17 protein-coding genes and 6 tRNA genes are annotated in these 23,786 nt (G+C 42.5%); 10 read left to right on the top strand and 13 right to left on the bottom strand.

Annotated features, from left to right (window positions below; genetic code table 11):
- Positions 1–115 precede the first annotated feature (115 nt).
- On the top strand, positions 116–1,279 hold the full coding sequence (locus ACRRSY_RS11445; protein ID WP_432459361.1) for an efflux RND transporter periplasmic adaptor subunit: 1,164 nt from the start codon (positions 116–118) through the stop codon (positions 1,277–1,279).
- 10 nt (positions 1,280–1,289) lie between these two features.
- Entirely contained in the window at positions 1,290–4,412 is a 3,123-nt protein-coding gene (locus tag ACRRSY_RS11440; protein ID WP_432453168.1) for an efflux RND transporter permease subunit, read from the top strand.
- Positions 4,413–4,541: 129 nt separating this feature from the next.
- On the opposite strand, the gene ACRRSY_RS11435 is transcribed toward ACRRSY_RS11440, so the two are convergent.
- The gene (locus tag ACRRSY_RS11435; protein ID WP_432459363.1) at positions 4,542–5,774 is read right to left on the bottom strand and encodes an HD-GYP domain-containing protein; all 1,233 of its coding nucleotides are present in this window, start codon (positions 5,772–5,774) and stop codon (positions 4,542–4,544) included.
- Between the two features lie 186 nt (positions 5,775–5,960).
- Here ACRRSY_RS11435 and ACRRSY_RS11430 point away from each other — a divergent pair, with 186 nt between their 5' ends.
- Positions 5,961–6,572: a flavin prenyltransferase UbiX gene (locus ACRRSY_RS11430; RefSeq protein ID WP_432453166.1), complete on the top strand. Its 612-nt coding sequence runs from the start codon at positions 5,961–5,963 to the stop codon at positions 6,570–6,572.
- Between the two features lie 35 nt (positions 6,573–6,607).
- Here the strand turns inward: ACRRSY_RS11430 and fur are convergent, their stop codons facing one another.
- From fur to ACRRSY_RS11400, 6 genes are all read right to left on the bottom strand, one after another.
- The gene (gene fur, locus ACRRSY_RS11425) at positions 6,608–7,045 is read right to left on the bottom strand and encodes a ferric iron uptake transcriptional regulator (protein WP_432453165.1); all 438 of its coding nucleotides are present in this window, start codon (positions 7,043–7,045) and stop codon (positions 6,608–6,610) included.
- Between the two features lie 358 nt (positions 7,046–7,403).
- A complete protein-coding gene (locus tag ACRRSY_RS11420) occupies positions 7,404–7,994 on the bottom strand; it encodes a lytic transglycosylase domain-containing protein (RefSeq protein ID WP_432459364.1) in 591 nt (196 codons plus the stop codon).
- Between the two features lie 85 nt (positions 7,995–8,079).
- Positions 8,080–8,607: a flavodoxin FldA gene (gene fldA / locus ACRRSY_RS11415; protein ID WP_432453163.1), complete on the bottom strand. Its 528-nt coding sequence runs from the start codon at positions 8,605–8,607 to the stop codon at positions 8,080–8,082.
- Between the two features lie 21 nt (positions 8,608–8,628).
- Positions 8,629–8,907, bottom strand: coding sequence for a LexA regulated protein (gene ybfE, locus ACRRSY_RS11410; RefSeq protein WP_432453162.1), 279 nt, complete (start codon positions 8,905–8,907; stop codon positions 8,629–8,631).
- Positions 8,908–8,926: 19 nt separating this feature from the next.
- Positions 8,927–9,148: a DUF2788 domain-containing protein gene (locus tag ACRRSY_RS11405; protein ID WP_432453161.1), complete on the bottom strand. Its 222-nt coding sequence runs from the start codon at positions 9,146–9,148 to the stop codon at positions 8,927–8,929.
- A gap of 55 nt (positions 9,149–9,203) precedes the next feature.
- Positions 9,204–9,971, bottom strand: coding sequence for an alpha/beta fold hydrolase (locus tag ACRRSY_RS11400; protein ID WP_432463203.1), 768 nt, complete (start codon positions 9,969–9,971; stop codon positions 9,204–9,206).
- Positions 9,972–10,157: 186 nt separating this feature from the next.
- Between ACRRSY_RS11400 and ACRRSY_RS11395 the strand changes: the two genes are divergently transcribed.
- From ACRRSY_RS11395 to ACRRSY_RS11370, 6 genes are all read left to right on the top strand, one after another.
- Positions 10,158–10,718, top strand: a complete 561-nt coding sequence (locus tag ACRRSY_RS11395) for a replication initiation regulator SeqA (RefSeq protein WP_432453159.1) — start codon at positions 10,158–10,160, stop codon at positions 10,716–10,718.
- A 40-nt stretch (positions 10,719–10,758) separates the two neighbouring features.
- Positions 10,759–12,408, top strand: a complete 1,650-nt coding sequence (gene pgm, locus ACRRSY_RS11390; RefSeq protein ID WP_432463202.1) for a phosphoglucomutase (alpha-D-glucose-1,6-bisphosphate-dependent) — start codon at positions 10,759–10,761, stop codon at positions 12,406–12,408.
- 496 nt (positions 12,409–12,904) lie between these two features.
- Positions 12,905–15,379: a glycogen/starch/alpha-glucan phosphorylase gene (locus ACRRSY_RS11385; RefSeq protein ID WP_432453157.1), complete on the top strand. Its 2,475-nt coding sequence runs from the start codon at positions 12,905–12,907 to the stop codon at positions 15,377–15,379.
- Positions 15,380–15,480: 101 nt separating this feature from the next.
- Positions 15,481–16,530, top strand: coding sequence for a succinylglutamate desuccinylase (astE, locus tag ACRRSY_RS11380; RefSeq protein ID WP_432463201.1), 1,050 nt, complete (start codon positions 15,481–15,483; stop codon positions 16,528–16,530).
- Between the two features lie 209 nt (positions 16,531–16,739).
- Complete coding sequence (ydiJ, locus tag ACRRSY_RS11375; RefSeq protein WP_432463200.1) at positions 16,740–19,790, top strand: D-2-hydroxyglutarate dehydrogenase YdiJ; 3,051 nt, start codon at positions 16,740–16,742, stop codon at positions 19,788–19,790.
- Complete coding sequence (locus tag ACRRSY_RS11370; protein WP_432453154.1) at positions 19,787–20,203, top strand: hotdog fold thioesterase; 417 nt, start codon at positions 19,787–19,789, stop codon at positions 20,201–20,203. Before ydiJ ends, ACRRSY_RS11370 begins: the two co-directional genes overlap by 4 nt.
- A 426-nt stretch (positions 20,204–20,629) precedes the next feature.
- Here ACRRSY_RS11370 and ACRRSY_RS11365 read toward each other — a convergent pair.
- The 6 genes from ACRRSY_RS11365 to ACRRSY_RS11340 form a co-directional block, all read right to left on the bottom strand.
- Positions 20,630–20,706: transfer RNA gene (locus ACRRSY_RS11365), tRNA-Met, on the bottom strand.
- 87 nt (positions 20,707–20,793) lie between these two features.
- Positions 20,794–20,870, bottom strand: a tRNA-Met gene (locus ACRRSY_RS11360).
- An 87-nt stretch (positions 20,871–20,957) separates the two neighbouring features.
- Positions 20,958–21,034, bottom strand: a tRNA-Met gene (locus tag ACRRSY_RS11355).
- Between the two features lie 87 nt (positions 21,035–21,121).
- Positions 21,122–21,198: transfer RNA gene (locus tag ACRRSY_RS11350), tRNA-Met, on the bottom strand.
- Between the two features lie 87 nt (positions 21,199–21,285).
- Positions 21,286–21,362: transfer RNA gene (locus ACRRSY_RS11345), tRNA-Met, on the bottom strand.
- Between the two features lie 87 nt (positions 21,363–21,449).
- A tRNA-Met gene (locus ACRRSY_RS11340) sits at positions 21,450–21,526 on the bottom strand.
- 159 nt (positions 21,527–21,685) lie between these two features.
- Between ACRRSY_RS11340 and rlmKL the strand changes: the two genes are divergently transcribed.
- On the top strand, positions 21,686–23,782 hold the full coding sequence (rlmKL, locus tag ACRRSY_RS11335) for a bifunctional 23S rRNA (guanine(2069)-N(7))-methyltransferase RlmK/23S rRNA (guanine(2445)-N(2))-methyltransferase RlmL (RefSeq protein WP_432463198.1): 2,097 nt from the start codon (positions 21,686–21,688) through the stop codon (positions 23,780–23,782).
- The last annotated feature ends 4 nt before the right edge of the window (positions 23,783–23,786 follow it).

The following is a 23,786-nucleotide window of genomic DNA, read 5'->3' as shown; positions in this document are numbered from 1 at the left end:
TTTGATGATTTAAAAAAACTATCAATTATTCCAAATTCTCTAGTTTTCAGTTTGTTAGTTAGCAACTATGATAAACTTATAGTTTCCTCTTTTATATTGTTAACAAGGAATATTTATGAAGCGTTCCAAGGAAATAGGCCGCATATCTTCGGTGTTAGGAATGATGCTTTTGTCAGTCTTTTTTGTGAGTGGCTGCGATAACGCACCACCTCCAGCACCAAAGGTCATAGCAAAGGTTAAAGTTTTAGAAGTGACCACCAGAGAAGTCAGGCCAAGTAACGAATTTGTTGGCAGAACTGAAGCCACCCAAGATATTATTTTAAAAGCAAAAATTAGAGGTGAATTAGTAAAAATTAATTTTGTTGAAGGGAGCATTGTCGAAAAGGATCAGTTGCTTTTTGAAATTGATCCTGAGCAATATACTACCGCGCTTAACGCTTCAAAAGCTTTAGTGGCTCAAGCGAAAGCTGCATTTGATACCGCGGTTCTCAATTTTAAACGCGGTGAAGGTTTAATTAAAGATAACTTCATCAGTCAATCTGATTACGATAATTTATTATCGAAAAAGCTTCAGGCTGCCGCTGCATTACAGAGTGCCCAAGCTGATTTAGACAATGCCAAGCTAGAACTTGGGTATACCAAGATATATGCGCCATTTACCGGACGGATTAGCCGTTCAGCTGTTTTTACCGGAGATTTGATTGTGCCGGAACAAACTGAATTGGCGAGTTTGGTGCAAATGGAACCTGTTTGGGTAAATTTTCAAATCCCAGAGAAAACTATTATGGCTGCGCAACGTGCCCATAAATCGATATCTACACCTTTCAAATTGGGAGATTTCCCAGTCAAAATGCGTTTCCCTGATGGCAGCATGTATCAAGAAACGGGCAAGATGGACTTTGTGGATAATCGGGTCGATGCAACGACGGGTACTTTGGCGATTCGCGCCGAATTTGCCAATAAAGATGATCTGGTGGTGCCGGGCTTGTATGTCACGGTGATCATTGAGTCACCTAATATGCAACAAGTGATGCTGATCCCGCAGCGTGCGGTTCAAGAAGATCAACAAGGTCGATATGCATTAATTGTGGATAAACAAAATATAGTTCAACGAAAAAACCTTGAGTTAGGGGAACGTTACGGGATTGACTGGGAAGTGAAAAACGGATTGGACAAAGGGGATTTAGTCATCAGCGAGGGCTTACAAAAAGTTCGTATTGGTGCTGAAGTCGAACACGAGATGGATACTATCCAGCCTTTCACTGAAGCTCAATCTTAAGGAGTCGGTGATGATTAGTAAGTTTTTTATTCATCGACCCAAATTTGCCTTTGTTATTTCTATTGTTTTAACTTTGGCTGGCTTGTTGTCGATCCCGGTATTACCGGTTGCTGAATTTCCCAATATTTCTCCGCCTTCCGTTTCGGTGACGACCAGTTATCCTGGTGCGAGTGCCGATGTGGTGGCAGACACTGTGGCCAAGGTTATTGAAGCCGAAGTTAACGGCGTTGAAAATATGATTTATATGGAGTCAAAAGGCGCCAATGACGGCAGTTACTCCTTAAGCGTTACTTTTGAAGTTGGTACCGACGTTGACATGGCGCAAGTGAATGTGCAGAACCGGGTTCAGCAGGCTATGCCTCGTCTACCTTACGAGGTCCAGCGCAGCGGAATTAAAGTTCAAAAGCAAGATCCCAATATTTTGATGATGCTCAACTTGATATCACCCAATGAAGGTTTAGATAATTTATTTCTGAACAACTATTTGGGGATCAACATCAAGGATAACCTTGCCCGAGTGAATGGGGTATCAAAGGTTAGCATTATTGGTGGGATGGATTACTCAATGCGGATTTGGTTAAATCCAGACCGAATGGCTAGTTTAGGTGTTAGCGTTGATGACGCGATTGCGGCTATCGAAGAACAGAATATTCAAGTTGCCGCAGGCCGGATTGGTGCAGCACCTGTGCCCCGGGATCAACAGTTTCAATATACCTTATCCACGAAGGGACGTTTAAGTCACCCCGAAGAGTTTGAAGAAATTATCGTTCGTTCCAATCCGGATGGGAGCGCCGTATATTTAAAAGATATTTCTAGGGTTGAATTGGGGGCGGCAAGCTATGATGCTGAAGCAAAACTGGATAATAAGGACTCAGCATTACTGTTTATTTATCAAACCAGTGGTGCCAATGCTTTAGAAGTCGCAAAAGGTGTTAGAGAAGAACTGGATCGCTTAAGTGTTCAGTTTCCCGAGGATATGGATTACAAAATCCTTTACGACACGACAGAATTTGTTCAAACCTCGATTAATGAGATGTTAGAAACGCTGTTGATTGCGGTGGCTTTGGTTATCTTTGTGGTTTATGTTTTCTTACAAGATTTCAGGCAAACCCTAGTACCTGCTATCGCGATACCGGTCTCATTGATTGGTACCTTTGCATTTCTATTGGCAACTGGCATGAGCATTAATACTGTTTCGTTATTTGCTTTGATCCTTGCAATTGGGATTGTGGTCGATGATGCGATTGTGGTTGTGGAAAATACCACCCGTTTAATGCAAGAAGAAGGTTTGAACGCTGTCGATGCGACTATCAAATCGATGCAAGAAGTGACAGGCCCTGTGGTCGCAACCACTTTGGTACTGTTAGCTGTATTCGCCCCTACCGCTGTGATGCCGGGAATCACTGGACAAATGTATGCTCAGTTTTCCATTACCATTTGTATCTCGGTACTCATTTCTTCCGTGAATGCCTTAACCTTGAGTCCGGCACTATGTGCCTCTTTATTAAAAACCCCTAAAGTTCATGAAAAGGGCTTTCATGCTGTCTTTAACCGCTATTTTGATAAAGCCACTGGGAAATATAGTGGTTTTGTATCGGGGATGGTCAGAAAGTTGTCGATTGTTGGAATTGTTTATGTGCTATTGCTTGGTGCGACTGGCTATTTTGCAACTTCATTACCGACTGGTTTTGTACCGACTGAAGATAAGAAGGCATTTTTTGTAGATGTTCAATTGCCTAATGGTGCATCAATTAACCGAACCAAAGACGTAATTGGCAAAATGGTTGACGAACTCAACCAGTTGGATGGTGTGACTAACGTTATTTCGGCTAGTGGTTATTCAATTATTTCAGGCGCGGTGTCTTCAAATGCGGGGCTTATGGTGGTGATTTTATCCCATTGGGATGAACGTAACGATCCCGCATTAATTGAGTCGAGTATTTTAGCAAAAGCAAATGCTGCGCTGAGTCGTTATGGCGAAGCGCAAGCGATGGGATTTTCGTTGCCGGCTTTACCGGGGGTGGGGACCGTCGCAGGTGTTGAGTTTTATATTCAAGACACCTTGGGGCGAAGTCCTGCGCAATTGGCCAGTGTGATGCGGGCTACCGCAGTAGAAGCCGCAGGCGTTCCGGAACTAGCCGCTGCTTTTAGTACTTATCGTGCGGATGTACCACAACTGTTCGTTGATGTTGATAGACAGAAAGCAAAAGTGCAGGGGGTACAATTGAATAGTATTTTTACCACGCTGCAAACGATGCTAGGCTCTAAATACGTCAATGATTTTAACCGTTTTGGTAAGGTCTTTCGGGTATACATGCAAGCCGAAACTGAATATAGAAACTCTGAACAAGATATTTCTCGTTTCTATATTCGCAATAAGTTTGATGAAATGGTCCCTCTAACAACTTTGGTGACTGTTGAGCCTAAATTGGGGCCGGAGTATATCAACCAATTTAACTTATATGGCGCAGTGAAAATGAATGCTTTCCCAGCACCGGGCTATAGTACAGGGCAAGCGATTGAAACGGTTAAACGAATTGCGGAAAATAGTTTTCCGGTCGGTTATACCTACGAGTGGTCAGGGCAAACTTATCAGGAGTTAAAAGCTGGTAATTTGGCACCGCTTATTTTTTCTCTAGCCCTCATTTTTACCTATTTGTTCTTGGTCGCTCAGTACGAAAGCTGGACGATACCTATTTCAGTGATGCTTGCGGTACCTATCGCGATTTTAGGGGCTTTTGTTTACATTTGGATTATGGGTTCCGATGTGAACTTATATACTCAAATCGGCTTGGTTTTATTGATCGGTTTAGCCTGTAAGAATGCTATTTTGATTGTTGAATTTGCCAAGCAATTGCGAGAAAGCGGTATGACAATTCGAGATGCTGCGGTAAAAGCTGCTCGCCTACGTTTTCGAGCCGTATTGATGACTGCCTTCTCGTTTATTCTTGGGGTGATCCCCTTAGTGATTGCGACTGGTGCAGGGGCGGCTAGTCGCGTGTCTTTGGGTTATGCGGTGATGGGCGGGATGATCGCCGCCACCCTTGTTGGGACTTGTCTGGTGCCCGTTTTTTACGTAATGATGCAAAGTATGAGAGAAAAAGTAAAAGGTAAACAAGACATTATCGAATAATAGTCCAATGACTAACTTAGATAAAAAGCGGAAATCAGTTGATGATTTTCGCTTTTTACCTAGAACACGCGTAAATGAATTTATTTGAAGTGAAGTAAAGCTAAAAATAGTAGGGCTAACGGATTTGAATTATTCTTGCTCGGGGTCGAAGAAATAACAACAGCGAAGTTTAGGGTCGAAATTCTTAATTAGCGCCTGTGGTACGTCTTCCCATTTTACAGTTTGACTAATTTTGACGTCTGACTTACTGAGATCGATGACGCTAGCATTGCTGAAGCTTTTACCTTTTTCTAAAAGTAAAACTCTCGGTTTAAGTTTTTGTTTAGGGTTGCTCGACATCACCATTGCATAAGTTTGATCGGATAAGCTTACTATGGAGCCGGGGGGGTAGATACCTAAAGTATTCATTAACTGCTCTAAGTATAACTTGTTATATTTTGTTCCTGCATACTTATAGAGAAAGGCGAAGGCTTCTTGAGGTGTGAGTTTTTTCTGATGTGGTAAAGGTGAACATAGGTGTTCAAAAGCATCAACAATCGACAGTAACTGAGTGGTTTTATCTAGCTCTTTTGCTTTTAAACCTTTTGGGTAGCCGCTACCATCTAATCGTTCATGATGATTTAGCACCATCGGCAGAATTTCTTTTGGAAATGAACCTGCTTTTTTAATCAGGTCAGCACTAAATTTAGGATGAGTTTCAAAAAAACTCTGTTCTGCGGATTCCCATTCATTGGGTTTTCTGCGGATCTGCTGGGGAACTTTGAGTTCGCCAATGTCATGAACCATCGCCGCAATACACAACATCGAACATTCTTTCTCAGTAAAACCTAAATTCTTGGCCACTAAAGCAGAGAGAACAGCGACATTTACGCTGTGGAAAAAAATATCTTCTTCGCTACTGGGTTCCAAAATAACATAAACACTATGTGGTGATTTAGATTTAAACATCAGTTGTAAAGTGATATTTATTTGTTCGAATATACTGTAATAAGCTTCTTCAGGTTTATTGGTAAATTTAGTCAAGGCCAGACGAAAACTCTCTGAATTACGTAAGAATGCTTTATTCGCACGTTTTTGCGCGTGCCTTAATTCTTCTAGTATTGCTTGTTCCGGATCGATTTCTGCGATTGCTTCTGGTGCTTGCTCGTCGGTCGTAGCCGTGGTCACTAAGTTAACGTTAACGGTTGATTTATTGGGGAAAACTGTAATCACATCTAGGCCTAAAGAACGAACAACAGTTAATTGTTCTTCATTTTTTATTTTGAAGCTATTTCGCATAAAAGGGTGGGCAGTCCAACCAATCGGTAAGCTAATATAATGACCAACCTGTAAGCTGTTGGTGGGGATTTCTACTTTAGACATAAGCCCGTTACATAAATTCCTTTTCCTTATTGTAGTTAATACCTTAGTTTTTATAAATGCTTTAAGCTGTATAATTAGTCGCTTAGCCGAATTAATGACGTTACAATTACCCTCAAGCCGAAAATCTTGGTATAAACCTGCCTCTCTTGCAGGATCGCTCTTAAAATCGAGTACAGTATTTACTGAATGAAAAACAAACATATAACCTTAGCTATTACTGGCGCGTCCGGTGTTATTTATGCTATCCGGGTACTTGAGTTGCTCATCGAAAAGCAATTTACAGTGCATTTATTGATATCTAGTGCGGCAAAGGTCGTTATTGCAACGGAATTAGGCGAACAGTGGCCAACCGCAAAAGATAAAGTAGAACAGTTCATGCAGGAACGTTTTAAAGCTCAAAAAGGGCAAATTTTGTTACCTGGTAAAACGGATTGGTTTTCGCCGGTCGCTTCAGGCTCTGCTGCACCTAAAATGATGTTGGTGTGTCCTTGTAGTATGGGAACTTTGGCATCAATTGCGATGGGCCTATCAGATAATCTGCTGGAGCGAGCTGCTGATGTTGTCATTAAGGAAAAGGGACGTTTAGTCTTAGTGCCGCGGGAAATGCCTTTTTCTGCGATTCACTTAGAAAATATGTTGAAGCTCGCCAGAATAGGGGTTGATATATTGCCAGCTTGCCCTGGTTTTTATCACAATCCACAAAGTATTGAGCAACTCGTCGATCATGTGGCCTCAAGGATCCTCGATCATTTAGGGGTAGATAATCAGCTGGTAGGGCGTTGGGGATATGCTCAATAGAAAACAGGTGTATGTTGTTACACCTGTTTGAGTTGTCAGTTTTCTTCAGAGTTTTCTGTACAATCTTGTTGAATACAGTGCCCATAAAGATAAAGACTATGATTAGTGAGTTGAATACCATTGTTTTTAGCAATGTCGCGCTGGCGTTGCTCGATCACTTCGTCGTTAAATTCGATGACCTTCCCACAATCAAGACAAACTAGGTGGTCATGATGATTTTGAGTATTTAACTCAAATACTGACTTTCCGCCTTCGAAGTGGTGACGCGTAACAATACCTGCATCATCAAATTGATTCAGTACTCGATAAACGGTTGCAAGGCCAATTTCTTCGCCTTGTTCAAGTAGTAATTTATATAAATCTTCGGCACTGATATGCTGGTTATTCGGTGTTTGTAGCAAATCCAGAATTTTCATTCTGGGTAGCGTAATTTTAAGACCCGCTTTTTTTAGTGCGTGATTATTATCAGACATAGGTGATTTTTATCCCTTGCTGTTATCCATTCCATAACTGCCCGTAGTATACGGGCTTACGCACTAAACACAAAGCCCCAAGCTAAAAACTTGCTGCATTGATGTGGGTTAAGCCAGCGAATTTGTGCACTTGGCTTCGTTTTCGCGATGAACCACTACTCGTAGTGACTCGCCGATTACTGATGAAGCTCGCACATAGACTAGCGATTATAGTCACTAGGAAAAACTGACAGGTTTATTCCCGCTATGCCCTCTAACAGTATGCTGTAATAGTTTGTTTCTACATAAGCGCTGCAGATAAATGTGAACTCTTGCAATCAAAGTGGAGCTAAAATGGAACGCTCTGTTAGTTTAACCGCTAATTAGTTTGGCTGAGGTTTTGTTTGTAACGTTTAATGACTTTACGGACATAATCTTGGGTTTCTTGGTAAGGAGGGATCTTAAAACCATAGCGTTTTACGGTATTTTCTCCTGAATTGTATGCGGCAAGCGCTAATTGCAGCGATTGGAACTCATCTAATAACCAGCGAAGATAACGGCTCCCGGCCTCTATATTTTGCTCTGGAACAAAGGGATCGGTGACTGAAAATCGTTTTGCCGTTGCAGGCATTAATTGCATTAAGCCCATCGCGCCACTGCGTGAAACAGCATTGTTTTTATAATTAGATTCAGTTGCAATGATGGCATGGATTAAGGCCGGATCGAGATTGTATCGCTTTGCGGTGTCAATAATCAGTTGTTGATAAGCATTGTTGTTGAGTGGATTTGGGGCCTGTACGATGGATTTTGGTTTTGCAAATGCTTCCGGGGTGCGCATTAACAAACGCCATTTTGAGTCTTTTTTCTCTTGAGAAAAATGCATAACCCCTTGTTGGTCCTGATAAAACCAAACATCGGCATAGCTAGAAAAAGACACAATCAGTGAAATTAATAACAGTAATTTTGGCAATGCTCAACACCTCTAGCCAAAGTTAAGCATAATTATTGCCAATTGTGTTAGTTTATTAAAGAAAAACTGGGCTTTGCCCAGTCACTTAATCTTCTAACTCGGCCAAACACATCTCTTGGTAGACTTGCTGACACCAAGCTTTCACGCGTTCTTGAGTTAACTCCGGCTGGCGATCTTCGTCAATGCCTAAGCCTACAAAATGTTTATCGTCAGCTAAGGCTTTAGATTCTTCAAAATCGTAACTCTCAATTGGCCAATGCCCAACAACGGTAGCACCTTTATTCACGACGATATCGTTGATGGTACCCATCGCATCTAAGAAATACTCAGCGTAGTCTTCTTGGTCGCCGCAGCCGAAGATCGCAACCAGTTTTTCTGAGAAGTCAATTTGTTCCAGGTCAGGGAAAAAATCATCCCAATCACATTGTGCTTCCCCATAATACCAAGTGGGGATCCCTAATAGGATCAGTGAAAATTCATCAATGTCTTCTTTGGTCGACTTGGCGATATCTTTCACTTCAACTAGTTTTTTACCTAACTCTTTTTGGATCATTTGTGCAACGGCTTCGGTGTTGCCGGTGTCACTGCCAAAAAATATACCTACGCTTGCCATATTTTTCACCTGTATTACAAACTATTGATTTATTGAAAATTGACTATTCAATATTTTTTCAATCAATTCACTTCTGCTAATACCTGATTCGTCAGCTAATTGATTCAGTTTTTCGAATAGGTGTTGTTCAACTTTTAATTCTATTCTTTTAAGCCCATTTGCACGATCTCGTTTAAGTTGATTTCGTTTGTTGGCTTTCAATTGATCTTTGCGTTCTAAGGGGTTGGTTCTTGGCCGACCCACTCTTTTTTCGCTCGCAAATAGATCAATTGTGGTTCGATCTGTATTTTGTTTTGCCATTACTTTTAGAAACAACCGTTTAGCCTAAACCACTACCTTCCCAAGATAGCTGAATTAAGCCTTTTGCGACAAAGCCTGCACATCCTAAAAACAATACTAACCATACAACGGCGCGGCCGAAGGGGGGAACATTGCCTTTTTTGAGTACATCTTGAATAGCCATGCCAATAAGAAAAAATAAAATAACAAAGCCAATCGTTAAGGCAAGGCTTTCTATTTGATCGATGTATTGAGCAAACATGGCTATCCTCGGGAGAAAATTCGACGCGCACTATATCACAAAGCACAGCGAGGTGTTAAATATGCGTGCCTAAAAAACGCTCAGTCAAACGATTGAAAGTAGCAGGTTTTTCGGCATGTAGCCAATGTCCGGTCGCCGTTATTACTTTTAATTCAGCTTTGGGGAACTGTTGTACGGTACTGAGTTGCTGCTGACTAACAATATAATCCGAATTTTGTCCTTTGATAAACAAACAAGGCTGATTAAAAACGCCTAAAGGTTCCCAGTCAATAATGTTGTGGTAGCACCGAGATAATCGTTGGACATCAAATAACCAAGTCCAACCATTTTCTGCTTTAATTAAGGACTTAAGCAGAAATTGTCTAACACTTGGTTCATTAATATAGTGGGCTAACAATTGGTCAGCTTCGCTTCGACTGGTTACGGTGGCTACATCAAAGCTGTTTAAACCGCTAAATACCGCCTGGTGGTTATGTTGGTAGGCGACAGGTGCAATGTCTGCCACCACAATTGCAGACACTAGATCAGGGTAAAGCTGGGCGGTGGCCATTGCGACTTTCCCCCCCATCGAATGGCCGACAATAGCACATTGCTCAATCGCCAGTTGGTCGCATAGATCTTTTATGCTATTCGCTTGGGTTTGGTAATTCATTGATTCGCTGCGTGGTGAGAAGCCATGATTGAGCGCATCAACACTAATCACTTGATAATCATTTTCAAGCAAATGTTTCGCTAATATACCTAAATTAGATAAGCTGCCAAATAGGCCATGAATTAGTAAAACGGGGTAGCCCGTTCCTTGTTGTTTGTAGTGCAATTTCAAAATTTACCCTCTGCTCATTCGTCGACTAGTCTGCCTATCTCTCCTCGTATCTACAAGCCCTAAAAGGTGAGTTTAGTGGGCAAAATTTCAGCTTTTAATAGACTTATAAGGGATTAATGATGAGTTATTAACTTTGCTATGTATAATAAATCCATATTTAATCTGGCTTTATAAATAAAAATGGCAATGAAGACTATAGAAATTGAAGATGACTTGTATTTATACATTGCGGGACAAACTCAGCACATCGGCGAAAGCGCCTCTGATATCTTAAGACGCTTACTGGATGCACAATCCCAATTAAATGCCAGCTCAGAGTTAAATGATGCTCGCGTTGGTTCTCAAGCACTACCGTCTGTGCCAGCAGAACCAGTGATGGGCGAAGATGTCGAAGCGGATAAAGTTATTTCTTCTATACAGCATGTTGAATTTGATTTTTCTGGTATCGCAGAAGCGGGCAGCTCCACCAAACGATTTTTAGCTTTACTCTCTCAACTTTACTGCTTAGACCACTCTCGTTTTGCTAAAGCTTGTGTGATTAAGGGGAGTAAGCGGGAGTACTTTTCTCAAGCGAAAGAAACATTGTTAGCCTCTGGGAAAACGAGTAAGCCCCAAGCCATTCCTGCCAGCCCTTACTGGGTGATCACCAATACTAATACAGCCCGAAAACGTTACATTCTTCAGCATGTCGCTAGTGAGATGGGCTTGCAAGCAATACAAATAGAGCGTGTATGCGAGGCGCTCTAAACTTTTTTATTTTATAACTTAAGCAACGGAGACGCTATTCATGGCTATTCATCCTTTAGCAGGTAAGCCAGCTCAGGCTGAGCACCTAGCAAACATCCCACGTCTGGTCGCAGATTATTATTTGCTTGAACCCGATGTGAATGTACGCGAACAGCAGGTGGCATTTGGTACATCAGGACACCGCGGAAGTTCCAGTCAGCGGGCTTTTAATGAAAACCATATTTTGGCGGTCAGTCAGGCGATTGCAGAATATAGGGCAGAGCAGGGCACAACTGGTCCTCTATATATAGGTAAGGATACTCATGCTTTATCTGAACCAGCATTTTGCTCGGCAATTGAAGTGTTTGCTGCGAATGGTGTTGAGGTTCGCTATCAGGAAGGCTTGGGCTATACCCCAACGCCAGTTATTTCACATGCGATTTTGGCCTACAATCGTTTAGGTAAAGAACAAGCAGATGGCGTAGTGATTACACCTTCTCACAATCCACCAGAAGACGGTGGCTTTAAATATAATCCGCCAAATGGGGGCCCCGCCGATAGTGACGTGACCAAGCTTGTACAAGATCGGGCCAACGAAATTTTAGCCAATGATCTAAAAGACGTGAAACGTTTAAGCTACGACGCCGCGATTAAAATGCCGTCAATTGAAGCGATTGATTACATCAAACCTTACGTAGACGATCTAGCCAATGTATTGGATATGGATGCGATTGCTAAAGCAAAAGTTAAAATTGGTGTTGACCCTCTTGGTGGAAGTGGGATTGCTTATTGGCCTGTGATTGCCGAGACTTACGGTTTAGATATTGAAGTTGTTAATAAACGGGTAGACCCGACGTTCTCATTTATGACTTTGGACAAAGACGGTCAAATCCGTATGGATTGCTCGTCGCCTTATGCGATGGCGAGTTTAATTGCGCTTAAAGACAAATTTGATGTCTCGGTTGCCAATGATCCTGATTATGATCGCCATGGTATCGTCACCAAAAGCAGTGGCCTGTTAAACCCTAACCATTATTTAGCGGTCGCCATTGATTATCTGTTTTCTCACCGCGAGCAATGGCCTGCCACTGCCGCCATTGGCAAAACACTAGTGTCCAGTTCAATGATCGACCGTGTTGCCGTAAAACTTGGCCGCGAGTTAAAAGAAGTGCCAGTTGGCTTTAAGTGGTTTGTTGATGGTTTGTTCGATGGCAGCATCGCTTTTGGTGGAGAAGAAAGTGCTGGCGCTTCTTTTCTTCGCAAAGATGGTGGCGTTTGGAGTACTGATAAAGATGGCATCATTTTAGCCCTGCTGGCTGCCGAGATTATTGCAGTTACAGGCAAGGATCCTGGTGAACACTATCAAGCTTTTGTCAATCAATTTGGTAAACCTTGTTATAAACGTATTGATGCACCTGCGAGTATCGAGCAGAAGGCAGTACTAAGCGCGCTTGATCCAGCCATGGTGGAAGCTCAAACTTTAGCTGGCGAGCCGATCATCGCTAAGTTGACTCGTGCTCCGGGTAATGATGCGGCTATCGGAGGACTTAAAGTTGTCACCGAGAATGGTTGGTTTGCGGCACGCCCTTCGGGCACTGAAGCGATCTATAAGATCTATATGGAAAGTTTTAAAGGTGAACAACATTTAGCCCAGATAGAACAAGAAGCCCAGAGCATCGTTTCGGCGGCCTTAGCGAAAGCTGGTCTATAAGCCCCTCTGTCACAATATGCGAATTTAAATTCACATATTGTGACTTTTTATTCGATGAAAACGTATGCCAGCTGTATTAAATTGCACAAACTGTAATATTCTTGTTACAAAGTGCTCCTACAATAACCAAGCTGAAAATGTATTTAAACCTGCTCCCAAGACCCCGTATTAATTGATTCCGATCAACATTTTTTGTAATTTGCCAATGAAAGCATTTTCAAGCTCTAGGCTTTTCTAGGGTTTTCTTTACACTTCGTTTCAGTTCTTTTAGTTAAAATGTACTTTTGTAAAGAAATGCATAAAAATTTAGTGTTGCGAGAGGCTTTTTTAACTAAATGTGATGTCGAACGTATATAATATTCGTTTGCATCGGTAACATGAGCTTGGAAATTTTTCCGGGCACTTGAAATTCACGACTAGCATTTGTTGTTCGGTTAACCAACTGATGCTACGTTTGAAGATGTCACCACAAAGGTTAGATACAAAGGAAATCCACATGGCCGCTAAAAAGGCAAAAGCAAAAAACGCATTAGCGTTATCGAAAGAGCAATTTAAAGATTCAATCCTGAAGCATTTGCGCAGTACGCTCGGTACTGACGAAGGACGCGCTAATAATAAGGCGTGGTGGAAAGCAACATGTTCGTCAGTCAACGAGTTGGTCTTTGAGCGTTTAACTGAAACGTCAAAAGCAAATGCAGAAAATGATTCAAGGGCTGTTCATTATTTTTCTTTAGAATTCTTGATGGGTCGTTTAACGGTCAACAATCTGCATAATGTTGGTGTTTTCGAAGCCGCTCGTGATGCGTTGAGCGATTTAGGAAAAGATATTAATGACATCTGCGATGAAGAACCAGACATGGCCCTTGGGAATGGTGGTTTAGGTCGTTTGGCGGCTTGCTTCATTGACTCTTTAGCGACTTTAAATTACCCCGCGGTCGGTTATGGCATTCACTATGAACATGGTTTATTCCGTCAAGAAATTCAAGGCGGTCGCCAAATTGAACGCCCCGATAGCTGGCGCGAGTATGGTAATCCTTGGGAAATTTGCCGTCCAGAGTCAGTTCAGGAAGTCCCTTTGTACGGTTATGTAGAAACCGTATTCGGTGAAGATGGCAAAATGCGTAAAGTTTGGCACGCGGGTCGTCAAATTAAAGGTGTGCCATGGGATATTCCAGTGGTTGGCTACGAGGCTAAAACTGTGAACGTATTACGTTTGTGGGAATCTAAAGCCGCTGACTTCTTTGATTGGGATGTATTTAATGCCGGTGGTTATATCGATTCTCAGGCGGAAAAATCTCAAGCCGAAGCGGTCTCTAAAGTACTTTATCCAAACGATGAAAGTGAACAAGGTAAAGAGCTTCGCTTGATTCAGCAATATTTCTTCTGTGCTTGTTCACTGAAAGATATTATTCGTCGTTATAAACGTAATCACACCGACTTCTCACAGTTTTCTAAGCAAGCGGTAATCCAGTTAAATGACACTCACCCAACTGTCGCTATTCCTGAATTGATGCGTATTCTGATCGATGAAGAAGGGCTGGTATGGGACGACGCTTGGAAAGTATGTAGCGAAACCTTCGCTTATACTAACCACACTCTATTGCCTGAAGCTTTAGAAAAATGGGCTGTTTACTTGTTCGAGAAAGTCTTACCTCGTCACCTTGAAATCATTTATGAAATCAACCGTCGCTTTTTAGAAGATCAAGTTGAAGCAAAATGGCCTGGTAACGATGAAATGAAGCGCCATTTGTCTATCATCGAGGAAGGTGAAACACGGATGGTCCGCATGGCTTACTTATGTGTTGTCACTTGTTTCAAAACCAACGGTGTGGCAGCCATGCACTCTGAATTGGTAAAACAGGATCTATTCCCCGAATTCAGTGAATTATGGCCAGAACGTTTTGAAAACGTCACAAACGGTGTCACGCCTCGCCGCTGGTTGCTCGCTTGTAATGAAGAGTTGGCTAGTATGTATACCGACTTAGTTGGCGATCAATGGCCTCGTGATCTGACTTTATTGAGTAAAGCCAACGCTTTTGCGGATGATGCTAAATTCCAGAAGCAATTCATGGATATTAAACACACCAAAAAAGTTCAACTGGCTAAAGTAATCCAAGAGCTATGTGATGTTGAAGTCGATCCAAATGCGATTTTCGATATTCAAATCAAGCGTCTTCACGAGTACAAACGTCAGCATCTAAACGTGCTACACATTTTGGCCCTATACCGTCGCTTGTTGGAAAATCCTAATTATGAAATGAACAAACGTGTGTTCATCTTCGGTGCGAAAGCGGCACCGGGTTACAAGCTAGCTAAAGATATCATTTACGCTATCAACAAGATCGCTGATAAAGTTAATAACGATGAGCGTATTCAAGGTAAGTTGAAAGTCGTATTCCTACCGAATTACCGGGTTACACTGGCTGAAAAATTATTCCCAGCTGCAGATGTTTCTGAGCAGATTTCTACTGCCGGCTATGAAGCTTCCGGCACTGGTAACATGAAATTTGCGCTGAACGGTGCATTAACTTTAGGTACTCTTGATGGTGCGAACGTTGAAATTGCTGAAGAAGTGGGCGAAGACAACATCTTCATCTTCGGTTTAAATTGTGACGAGGTGAAGGCACTTAAAGCAGCTGGCTACAATCCATGGGATTACTATTACGGTAACCCAGAATTGAAAGCGGTTCTTGATTGGTTAGAAACTGACTTCTTTACGCCTGGCGCACCAGGTGAGTTGTCAGCGATTAAGCACAGCCTGTTAGAAGGTGGTGACCCTTACCTATGCTTGGCTGATTTTGCGTCTTACTCTGAAGCAAATATCGCAGTTGATAAGCTATACAGCGACAAAAAAGAATGGGCACGTAAAGCAATTATCAACTCAGCGTCTGTCGGTAAATTTAACTCTGACCGCTCAATTGAAGATTATGTTGATCGTATCTGGCATCTTGAAAAAGTCTTGCCTAACTAAGCTCAGTTTATGAGATACAAAAGGGGGACTTGGTCTCCCTTTTTTTATGTCTATAAAAACCGCATACTGTGTTGTTCTTAACAGAAATGAAGGGATGAGAAGTGTCAAAAACCGCATTATTAAAACAAGGTATATTGGCCTATACGCTCGCATCACCACGAAGTACAGACACCTTTAGCTTTTACTTGCAGAATAAAACCAAGGTTACAGTGAAGGGAGCAGGGTTATTTTTATTTGAACCGAAGACGACTGCCCAGCGGGTGGTGATTTTATCTGCGGGGATCCATGGTAATGAAACCGGGCCGATTGAGTGTTTAGATGTTTTGGCTTCTCAGATATTGAGCGAGCAATGGCTTATTTCTCAACCGACTTTAATTATTTTGGGAAATCCGCCAGCCATGATTGAAGCAAAACGAGAATTATCGGTGAACCTCAATCGTTTGTTTACCGGACAATATCAACAGTACCCGGTATGTTATGAAGTGAATCGGGCAAAACAACTGGAACAAATGGTGGCGGATTTTTACCAGCTATATCCTAAGCTGACGCGTTATCATCTTGATCTACACACCGCAATACGCGCATCCAAATACCCTAAGTTTGCAGTTTACCCTTACACTCATGCAAAAGCTTGGAAGCTTAGTAGCTTAGCGCTGTTACAAGCCTGTGGTGTAAATTGCGTATTATTCTCAAATCAAGCAGCGGCAACATTTAGTTTCCATAGTAGTTTTGTTCATGGCGCAATAGCATTTACCGTGGAATTGGGTAAAGTCCAGCCTTTTGGGGAAAATGATTTGTCAAACTTGGCTGACTTACAATGCAGCCTGATTCGTTTAATGAGTGCTGAGCCATTGGATATATGGAATTTTCAAGCTGAGCAGGCTCAGCTGTTTGAAGTGAGCGATGTGATTGAAAAAACCAGTTCAGAATTTCGGTTTAATTTTAGCCCAGAACAAGCCAATTTTAGTGAGTATCCAAGTGGCTATTTATTAGCCCGTGATGGCGTAAACAATATCGTTATTGAGGACGGTCCGAAAGCAATAGTTTTTCCAAATGATAAAGTTGCCATCGGTCAACGCGCAGTTCTGTTGGTAAAAAAAATGAGTCGTCAGTCGCTTTCCCGGGCGTATGTTTCTGGGAAGCTGGTTTAATAAATTTGCAAGAAAGTTGAATGATATATAATCAGGTTTGATTTCTACAGAGTTAAATTTTTATATTCAACCATCTGCTTAACAGGAAGCGCTGTTGTTTAAATGATTTTTAGATGATTGATTTGTTACAACGAAAGGCATGCAGAAGGGCTTTTTGGCGTGATATAATCCCGTCAAATTTTAATACCTTGTGTTGGGACAACGGATTTATGATCCCGAAGTTAAGCCCTAAGAATTCTCTTGAGTCTCTGTATTTAGATTATTTACAAAAACTTGAACAATCATCTTTCACTGGTGAGATAGCAACCTCTTACGCGAGTCGTTTGTCTGTGGCGACAGATAACTCGGTGTATCAGTATTTACCACAAGCGGTGGTGTACCCGAAAGGCACTGCGGACATCAAGCAGCTTTGTCGGATCGCTTCAGCTTCGTCTTTTGAAAGTATTAAATTAACACCGCGTGGTGGCGGTACTGGTACCAACGGTCAATCTTTAACCGAAGGTATTGTGGTTGATTTGTCCAAGTTTATGAACCAGGTATTAGAGCTAAATGTTGAACAACGTTGGGTGAGAGTGCAGACTGGCATCGTAAAAGACCAACTTAATGCAATTTTAAAACCCCATGGTTTATTCTTCTCGCCGGAACTCTCGACCAGTAATCGGGCAACTCTTGGAGGCATGATCAATACTGATGCCTCAGGACAGGGTTCGATGGTTTATGGCAAAACCAGTGATCATGTATTGTCGGTCATTGCGGTGTTGGCCAATGGTGAGGAACTAAAAACCGGCAGATTGGCTGTTGATCAGCTTGATCAGCAGCGTCCTTCGCTTCGTCCTATATTTGATGCGGTCAAGCATGCCTGTATCGATAAACGGCAGCTCGTAGAAGATAAGTTTCCTCAGTTAAACCGTTTTCTAACTGGCTACGATTTAAAAAATGCCTACCATGCGCAGAGTGATAGCCTCGATTTAACGCGTATCTTATGTGGCTCTGAAGGCTCTTTAGCTTTCATTACTGAAGCTACACTTGATTTAACCGAAATTCCCAAATTCAGAAGTCTAATTACGGTTAAGTATGATGCCTTTAGTTCAGCGCTACAGCACGCCCCCAGTTTGGTTGCTGCTCAAGCATTATCGGTCGAAACGGTTGACTCGAAAGTGCTTAATCTTGCTCGCCAAGATGTCGTTTGGGAGAGTGTAAAAGAATTGATCCGAGATGTACCAGAGCATGATCTGCAAGGTATTAATATTGTTGAGTTTGCCGAAAACGATATTGAACTTCAAGGGCAAAAAATTGCGGCACTGGAAGCGATACTATCTCAAGCTGACGCTCGCGAACTTGGAGTGATTGGTTTTCAACGCTGTGACGATTTAACCAGCATCAACGCGATTTACAATATGCGTAAAAAGGCTGTAGGTTTACTGGGGAATACCGATGGTGCTGCAAAGCCTGTTGCTTTCACCGAAGATACCTGCGTCCCACCAGAGAACCTCGCTGACTATATTACTGAGTTCCGCGAGTTATTGGACTCAAAAGGTTTACAATACGGCATGTTTGGCCATGTTGACTCTGGCGTATTGCATGTTCGCCCTGCTTTGGATATGTGCGATCCTCAGCAAGAAATTTTGATGCGCGAAATTTCTGACCAAGTGGTTGCCTTAACCGCTAAATACAAAGGCTTAATGTGGGGAGAGCACGGTAAAGGCTTTCGGTCGGAGTATGGTCCCGATTTTTTTGGGGATGAGCTATTTGCAGAATTACGTAAAATCAAAGCCGCCTTTGATCCGCATAACCAAATTAATCCCGGAAAAATCTGTACTCCTTTACACAGCGACGAGCATTTAGTCTCAGTTGATGGCACAAAACGAGGTCAATACGATCGAGAGATCGCCATTGAAGTAAGAGATAGCTATAAAAATGCCATGGATTGTAATGGTAATGGCTTATGTTTTAATTATGATACGGCTAGCCCGATGTGCCCATCTTTTAAAGCAACAGGAGACCGACGCTACTCTCCCAAAGGTCGTGCGGGTTTGATGCGCGAATGGTTACGGCAATTAGCGAACTTAAAAATAGATCCATTAGAGCAAGAGCAAAAACTTAAAACTCGCTTTGTTGCTCCGGATAATTTGTTGTTAAAAATTCGAAATAGCATCGCCAAGAGTAAAGGTGAGTATGACTATAGCCATGAAGTATATGATGCGATGCAAAGCTGTTTGGCTTGTAAAGCCTGTACTACGGGCTGTCCAATTAAGGTTGATGTGCCGACTTTTCGTTCGCGCTTCCTAAATATTTATCATGGCCGTTATCTACGACCTATTAAAGATTATTTTGTTGCTTATGTTGAAAGCTATGCTCCACTGATGGCAAAAGCGCCAAGACTCTTTAATCAGTTGATGGCACCGCAGTGGGTTGACGCCTTGGTGACCAAAACCATTGGTATGGTTGATATTCCCAAGCTTAGTTTTCCAACCTTAAAACAACGGATCCCCGAATCCTTAGTTAGTCAGTATGACTATAAAATATTGCAAAATTTAAGCGAGCAACAAAAGCAACGTACAGTACTCATTGTACAAGATCCCTTTACCAGTTTTTATGAAGCGGAATTGGTGGAAGATTTTATAAAGTTAGCCCAGAAATTAGGGTTTAATCCGGTATTGTTACCATTTAAGCCCAATGGTAAACCTCAGCATATTAAAGGCTTTTTAAGTAAATTTGAAAAATCTGCGCAAACTTCGGCTGACTTTTTGAATCAGGTGAGTGAATTAAATATACCAATGGTGGGCGTAGAGCCTGCCTTGGTATTGTGTTATCGCGACGAATATTTGCATGCTTTGGGAGATAAACGCGGCAACTTTGAGGTTCAAGTTGTTCAAGAATGGCTGCAGCAGGTTCAAGTTTCTCAAGATTTGAGCTTTGGCGTGAGTGATCATGAGCCGTGGTACTTATTTGGTCACTGTACCGAAAAAGCATTAAAAGCAGATGCTTTTGCTCAGTGGCAACAGGTGTTTCAATACTTCGATGCTCAGCTGCAAGATGTTGCTGTTGGTTGTTGTGGAATGGCTGGTACCTATGGTCATGATGCCAAGCAGTTGGCAACTTCTAAAGCGATTTATGATTTAAGCTGGAAACATAAAATGGCAACTTTACCGGTAGAACGTATTATGGTGACTGGCTATTCTTGTCGTAGCCAGGTGAAACGCATCGAAGGTCACAAACCAAAACATCCGCTGCAGATATTATTGGAGATTTTAGTTTGAGTATATGGCAGTTACCGATGTCTCTGGAAAAGCTGAATGCCATGGGCGAGGGCAATATGCTCGCTTATTTAGGTATTGAGTTTATCGAGATTGGTGACGATTATTTGGTGGCAACGATGCCTGTGACAGCCAAAGTAAAGCAACCTATGGGCTTGTTACATGGCGGGGCTAGCGTGGTTCTTGCTGAAAGTATTGCAAGTTGTGCGGCCTATTGTGTTGCGGGGGACGGCGCAATGGTACTCGGCTTGGAAATTAATGCGAATCATATTAAAGCGGTTAGGAATGGCGAGGTCACAGCGAAAGCTCAGCCAATCCAGTTAGGCAAATCGATTCAAGTTTGGCAGATCAATATTACTCAACAGCAGCAATTGGTCTGTAGTTCCCGTCTCACGGTGATGGTTAAGTCAAGCTAAGCTTGCCAGACGGTTCAGTCCTTCTCTTGAGAACTGCGAACAACATCATCATGGGAATGCACCGCATCGATTAACCAGGCAAGGGGAGTTTGCGCAGTAAATTATAGCAATCGAACTCATTATCGCTTGATTCTTGCTTGTCTGAATCACCGCTAACTGCGTCATGTATCTTGTCATGAGAGCCACGAGTGACTGCGCTCCATGCCTAGTTATCGGCAGATTTATTCTGCGCAATAAGTTGATCATATAATGAGTCAGATTAGTATTAGAAAATATTAAATAGAAGGAGGCCGTTCGAAGTCTTTAACTAGTTTTGCTGTGTGGCCAGGCAGCATTGAAGCTGTTGATTTGTGCTAAGAGTTTTCCGGATTCATATTAGGGAAAGCGAACGAGTCAAAATAAAAAGGGATTTGATTGGGCAAAAATTGGTTGCGGGAGCCGGATTTGAACCAACGACCTTCGGGTTATGAGCCCGACGAGCTACCAGACTGCTCCATCCCGCGTCCGGTCTTAACTATAAAAGCTAAGTGATAGTGAATAATTAATTGGCCTAGCTATTCAAACTAGTCAATCGCTACCGAAGTAGAGATTGGTTGCGGGAGCCGGATTTGAACCAACGACCTTCGGGTTATGAGCCCGACGAGCTACCAGACTGCTCCATCCCGCGTCCGGTCTTAACTATAAAAGCTAAGTGATAGTGAATAATTAATTGGCCTAGCTATTCAAACTAGTTAATCGCTACCGAAGTAGAGATTGGTTGCGGGAGCCGGATTTGAACCAACGACCTTCGGGTTATGAGCCCGACGAGCTACCAGACTGCTCCATCCCGCGTCCGGTCTTAACTATAAAAGCTAAGTGATAATGAATAATTAATTGGCCTAGCTATTCAAACTAGTTAATTGCTACCGAAGTAGAGATTGGTTGCGGGAGCCGGATTTGAACCAACGACCTTCGGGTTATGAGCCCGACGAGCTACCAGACTGCTCCATCCCGCGTCCGGTCTTAACTATAAAAGTTAAGTGATAGTGAATAATTATTTGGCCTAGCTATTCAAACTAGTTAATCGCTACCGAAGTAGAGATTGGTTGCGGGAGCCGGATTTGAACCAACGACCTTCGGGTTATGAGCCCGACGAGCTACCAGACTGCTCCATCCCGCGTCCGGTCTTAACTATAAAAGTTAAGTGATAGTGAATAATTATTTGGCCTAGCTATTCAAACTAGTCAATCGCTACCGAAGTAGAAATTGGTTGCGGGAGCCGGATTTGAACCAACGACCTTCGGGTTATGAGCCCGACGAGCTACCAGACTGCTCCATCCCGCGTCCGTAACGAGGTGCGGATATTACGCAGAGCTCGCTTAGATTACAAGAGATAATTTCCTGTTCTTAACCAACTGCCGAATATTTGTCCGAAAGCCCCTTTTACTACTGATCCTCGTTAAAACAGGTATAATCCTTGGGTTAATTTAATTGAGTATCAAAATGGCAGATTTTTTCGCTTCGACCGCTAAAGGTTTAGAAAGCTTATGTTTAGATGAGTTAGTGGCCTTAGGGGCCGACAACTGCAAACAAACCGTCGCGGGTGTGAGTTTTACCTGTGATTGGCCTACCGCTTATAAAATATGTTTATGGACACGTTTTGCTTCGCGGATCCTGTTACGTTTGGTGGAAACCCAAGCGGACAAAGTAGATGACTTATACGATAGTGCCTATCAAGTGCCTTGGGATAAGTACTTTAGTGTCGATCAAACCTTCTCCGTGCATTGTAGTGGCACCAATCATTTCATAGACAATAGTCAGTTTGGCGCATTGAAAGTGAAAGACGCTATTGTCGACCAATATAAAGAGAACTGCGGTACTCGGCCTAATGTTGCCAAGATAGATGAAGATGCGCGGATCGTGGTGCGGATCGCAGGTAAACATTTGGCTATTTCTTTAGATCTATCAGGTAGTGGCTTACATAGACGCGGATATCGAACCGAACAGGGTGAGGCTCCGGTACGCGAAAACCTTGCAGCAGCCTTGGTCACAAGAAGTGCTTGGACAGAAAAATACCTCATCGATCCGATGTGTGGCTCGGCAACCTTACTGATTGAAGCGGCGATGCAGGCTGCCGATATCGCGCCGGGTCTACAGCGCCAGTTTGGCTTCGAACGTTTAAGTAATTTTGCAGCGTCTGCTTGGCGGGATATTAAAGCCGATGCGCAAGCGAGAGCTGAACTTGGCTTGGCTAATTGTAAACAAAGATTGATTGGCTACGATATTGATAAACGAATGGTGGCGATAGCCAAAACCAATATCGAGCGTGCAGGTTTAGATAAGTTGATTTCAGTACATGTACATGATGCTGCCAATTTGCCTGTAGCGCCGAGTGAACCAGGGCTAATTTTGTCAAACCCCCCCTATGGGGAGCGATTAGGTGAGTTAACCAAATTGATTGGCTTGTTTCTTTCTTTTGGTGCCAGCGTTCGACAAAACTACGGTGGTTGGCGTTTATCGCTATTTACCGGTGCGCCCGAATTACTTGATTACTTGCGCTTACGTGCCGATAAAACCTATAAGTTTTTCAATGGTTCGTTGGCTTGTGTATTAAAGATTTATCAAATTGCCGAAAGTGGTCAAGCGGAAAATCGCCAATATGCGGCTGATTTTGTCAATCGTTTAACCAAGAATCAAAAAAAGTTACAAAAGTGGATTAAACGCGAGCAGATCAGCTGTTATCGCTTATATGATGCAGACTTACCCGAGTATAATGTTGCAGTTGATCGTTACGACGATTATATGATTGTCCAAGAGTATCGAGCTCCAAAAACCATTGATCCTAACAAGGCTCGCAGACGCTTACTGGATTTGCTTACCGGACTTTTGCAAAGCGGTTTAGTGGACAACGATAAGCTGGTGATTAAACAACGTGCTCAGCAAAAAGGGAAACAACAATACCAACGTCATAGCGATGAAAAAGAGCGGGTTGTGGTACAAGAGTATGGAGCTAAGTTCTACGTTAACTTAACCGATTATCTCGATACCGGACTCTTTTTGGACCATCGAAATATGCGGCATTATATTCAGCAACACAGTCAAGCGAAGAGCGTGCTTAATCTGTTCGCATATACGGGCTCGGCAAGTGTGCATGCGGCTTTAGGGGGGGCTAAAAAGGTCACCACAGTTGATATGTCGAATACATATCTGAACTGGGCCAAAGATAATTTCCGTTTAAACCAATTGCCAATCAATAAACACGAGTTTATTCGTGCTGATTGTATGGCCTGGTTAAAAACCCAAATATCTCAGCGCTGGGATCTGATTTTTCTTGATCCGCCCACATTTTCTAACTCAAAGAAAATGGATGAAGTATTTGATATTCAAAAAGATCACGTTGATTTGATTGTGTCGGTGGCGCGCTTGCTTAATAAGGGGGGTGATTTAATATTCTCCAATAATAAACGTCACTTTAAGCTTGACCAAGAGGCTTTAGTTAAACATGGTTTGAGCCTGGAAAATATCTCCTCGAAGTCTTTGTCTGCAGATTTCGAACGCAATAAACATATCCACAATTGTTGGATGATCCACAAGGAATAGCGCT

The organism is Agarivorans sp. QJM3NY_33 (assembly GCF_050870865.2).
GTDB lineage: Bacteria > Pseudomonadota > Gammaproteobacteria > Enterobacterales > Celerinatantimonadaceae > Agarivorans.
Note: the sequence above shows the minus strand (reverse complement) of the source record. Positions and strands in the feature narration are given on the sequence as shown.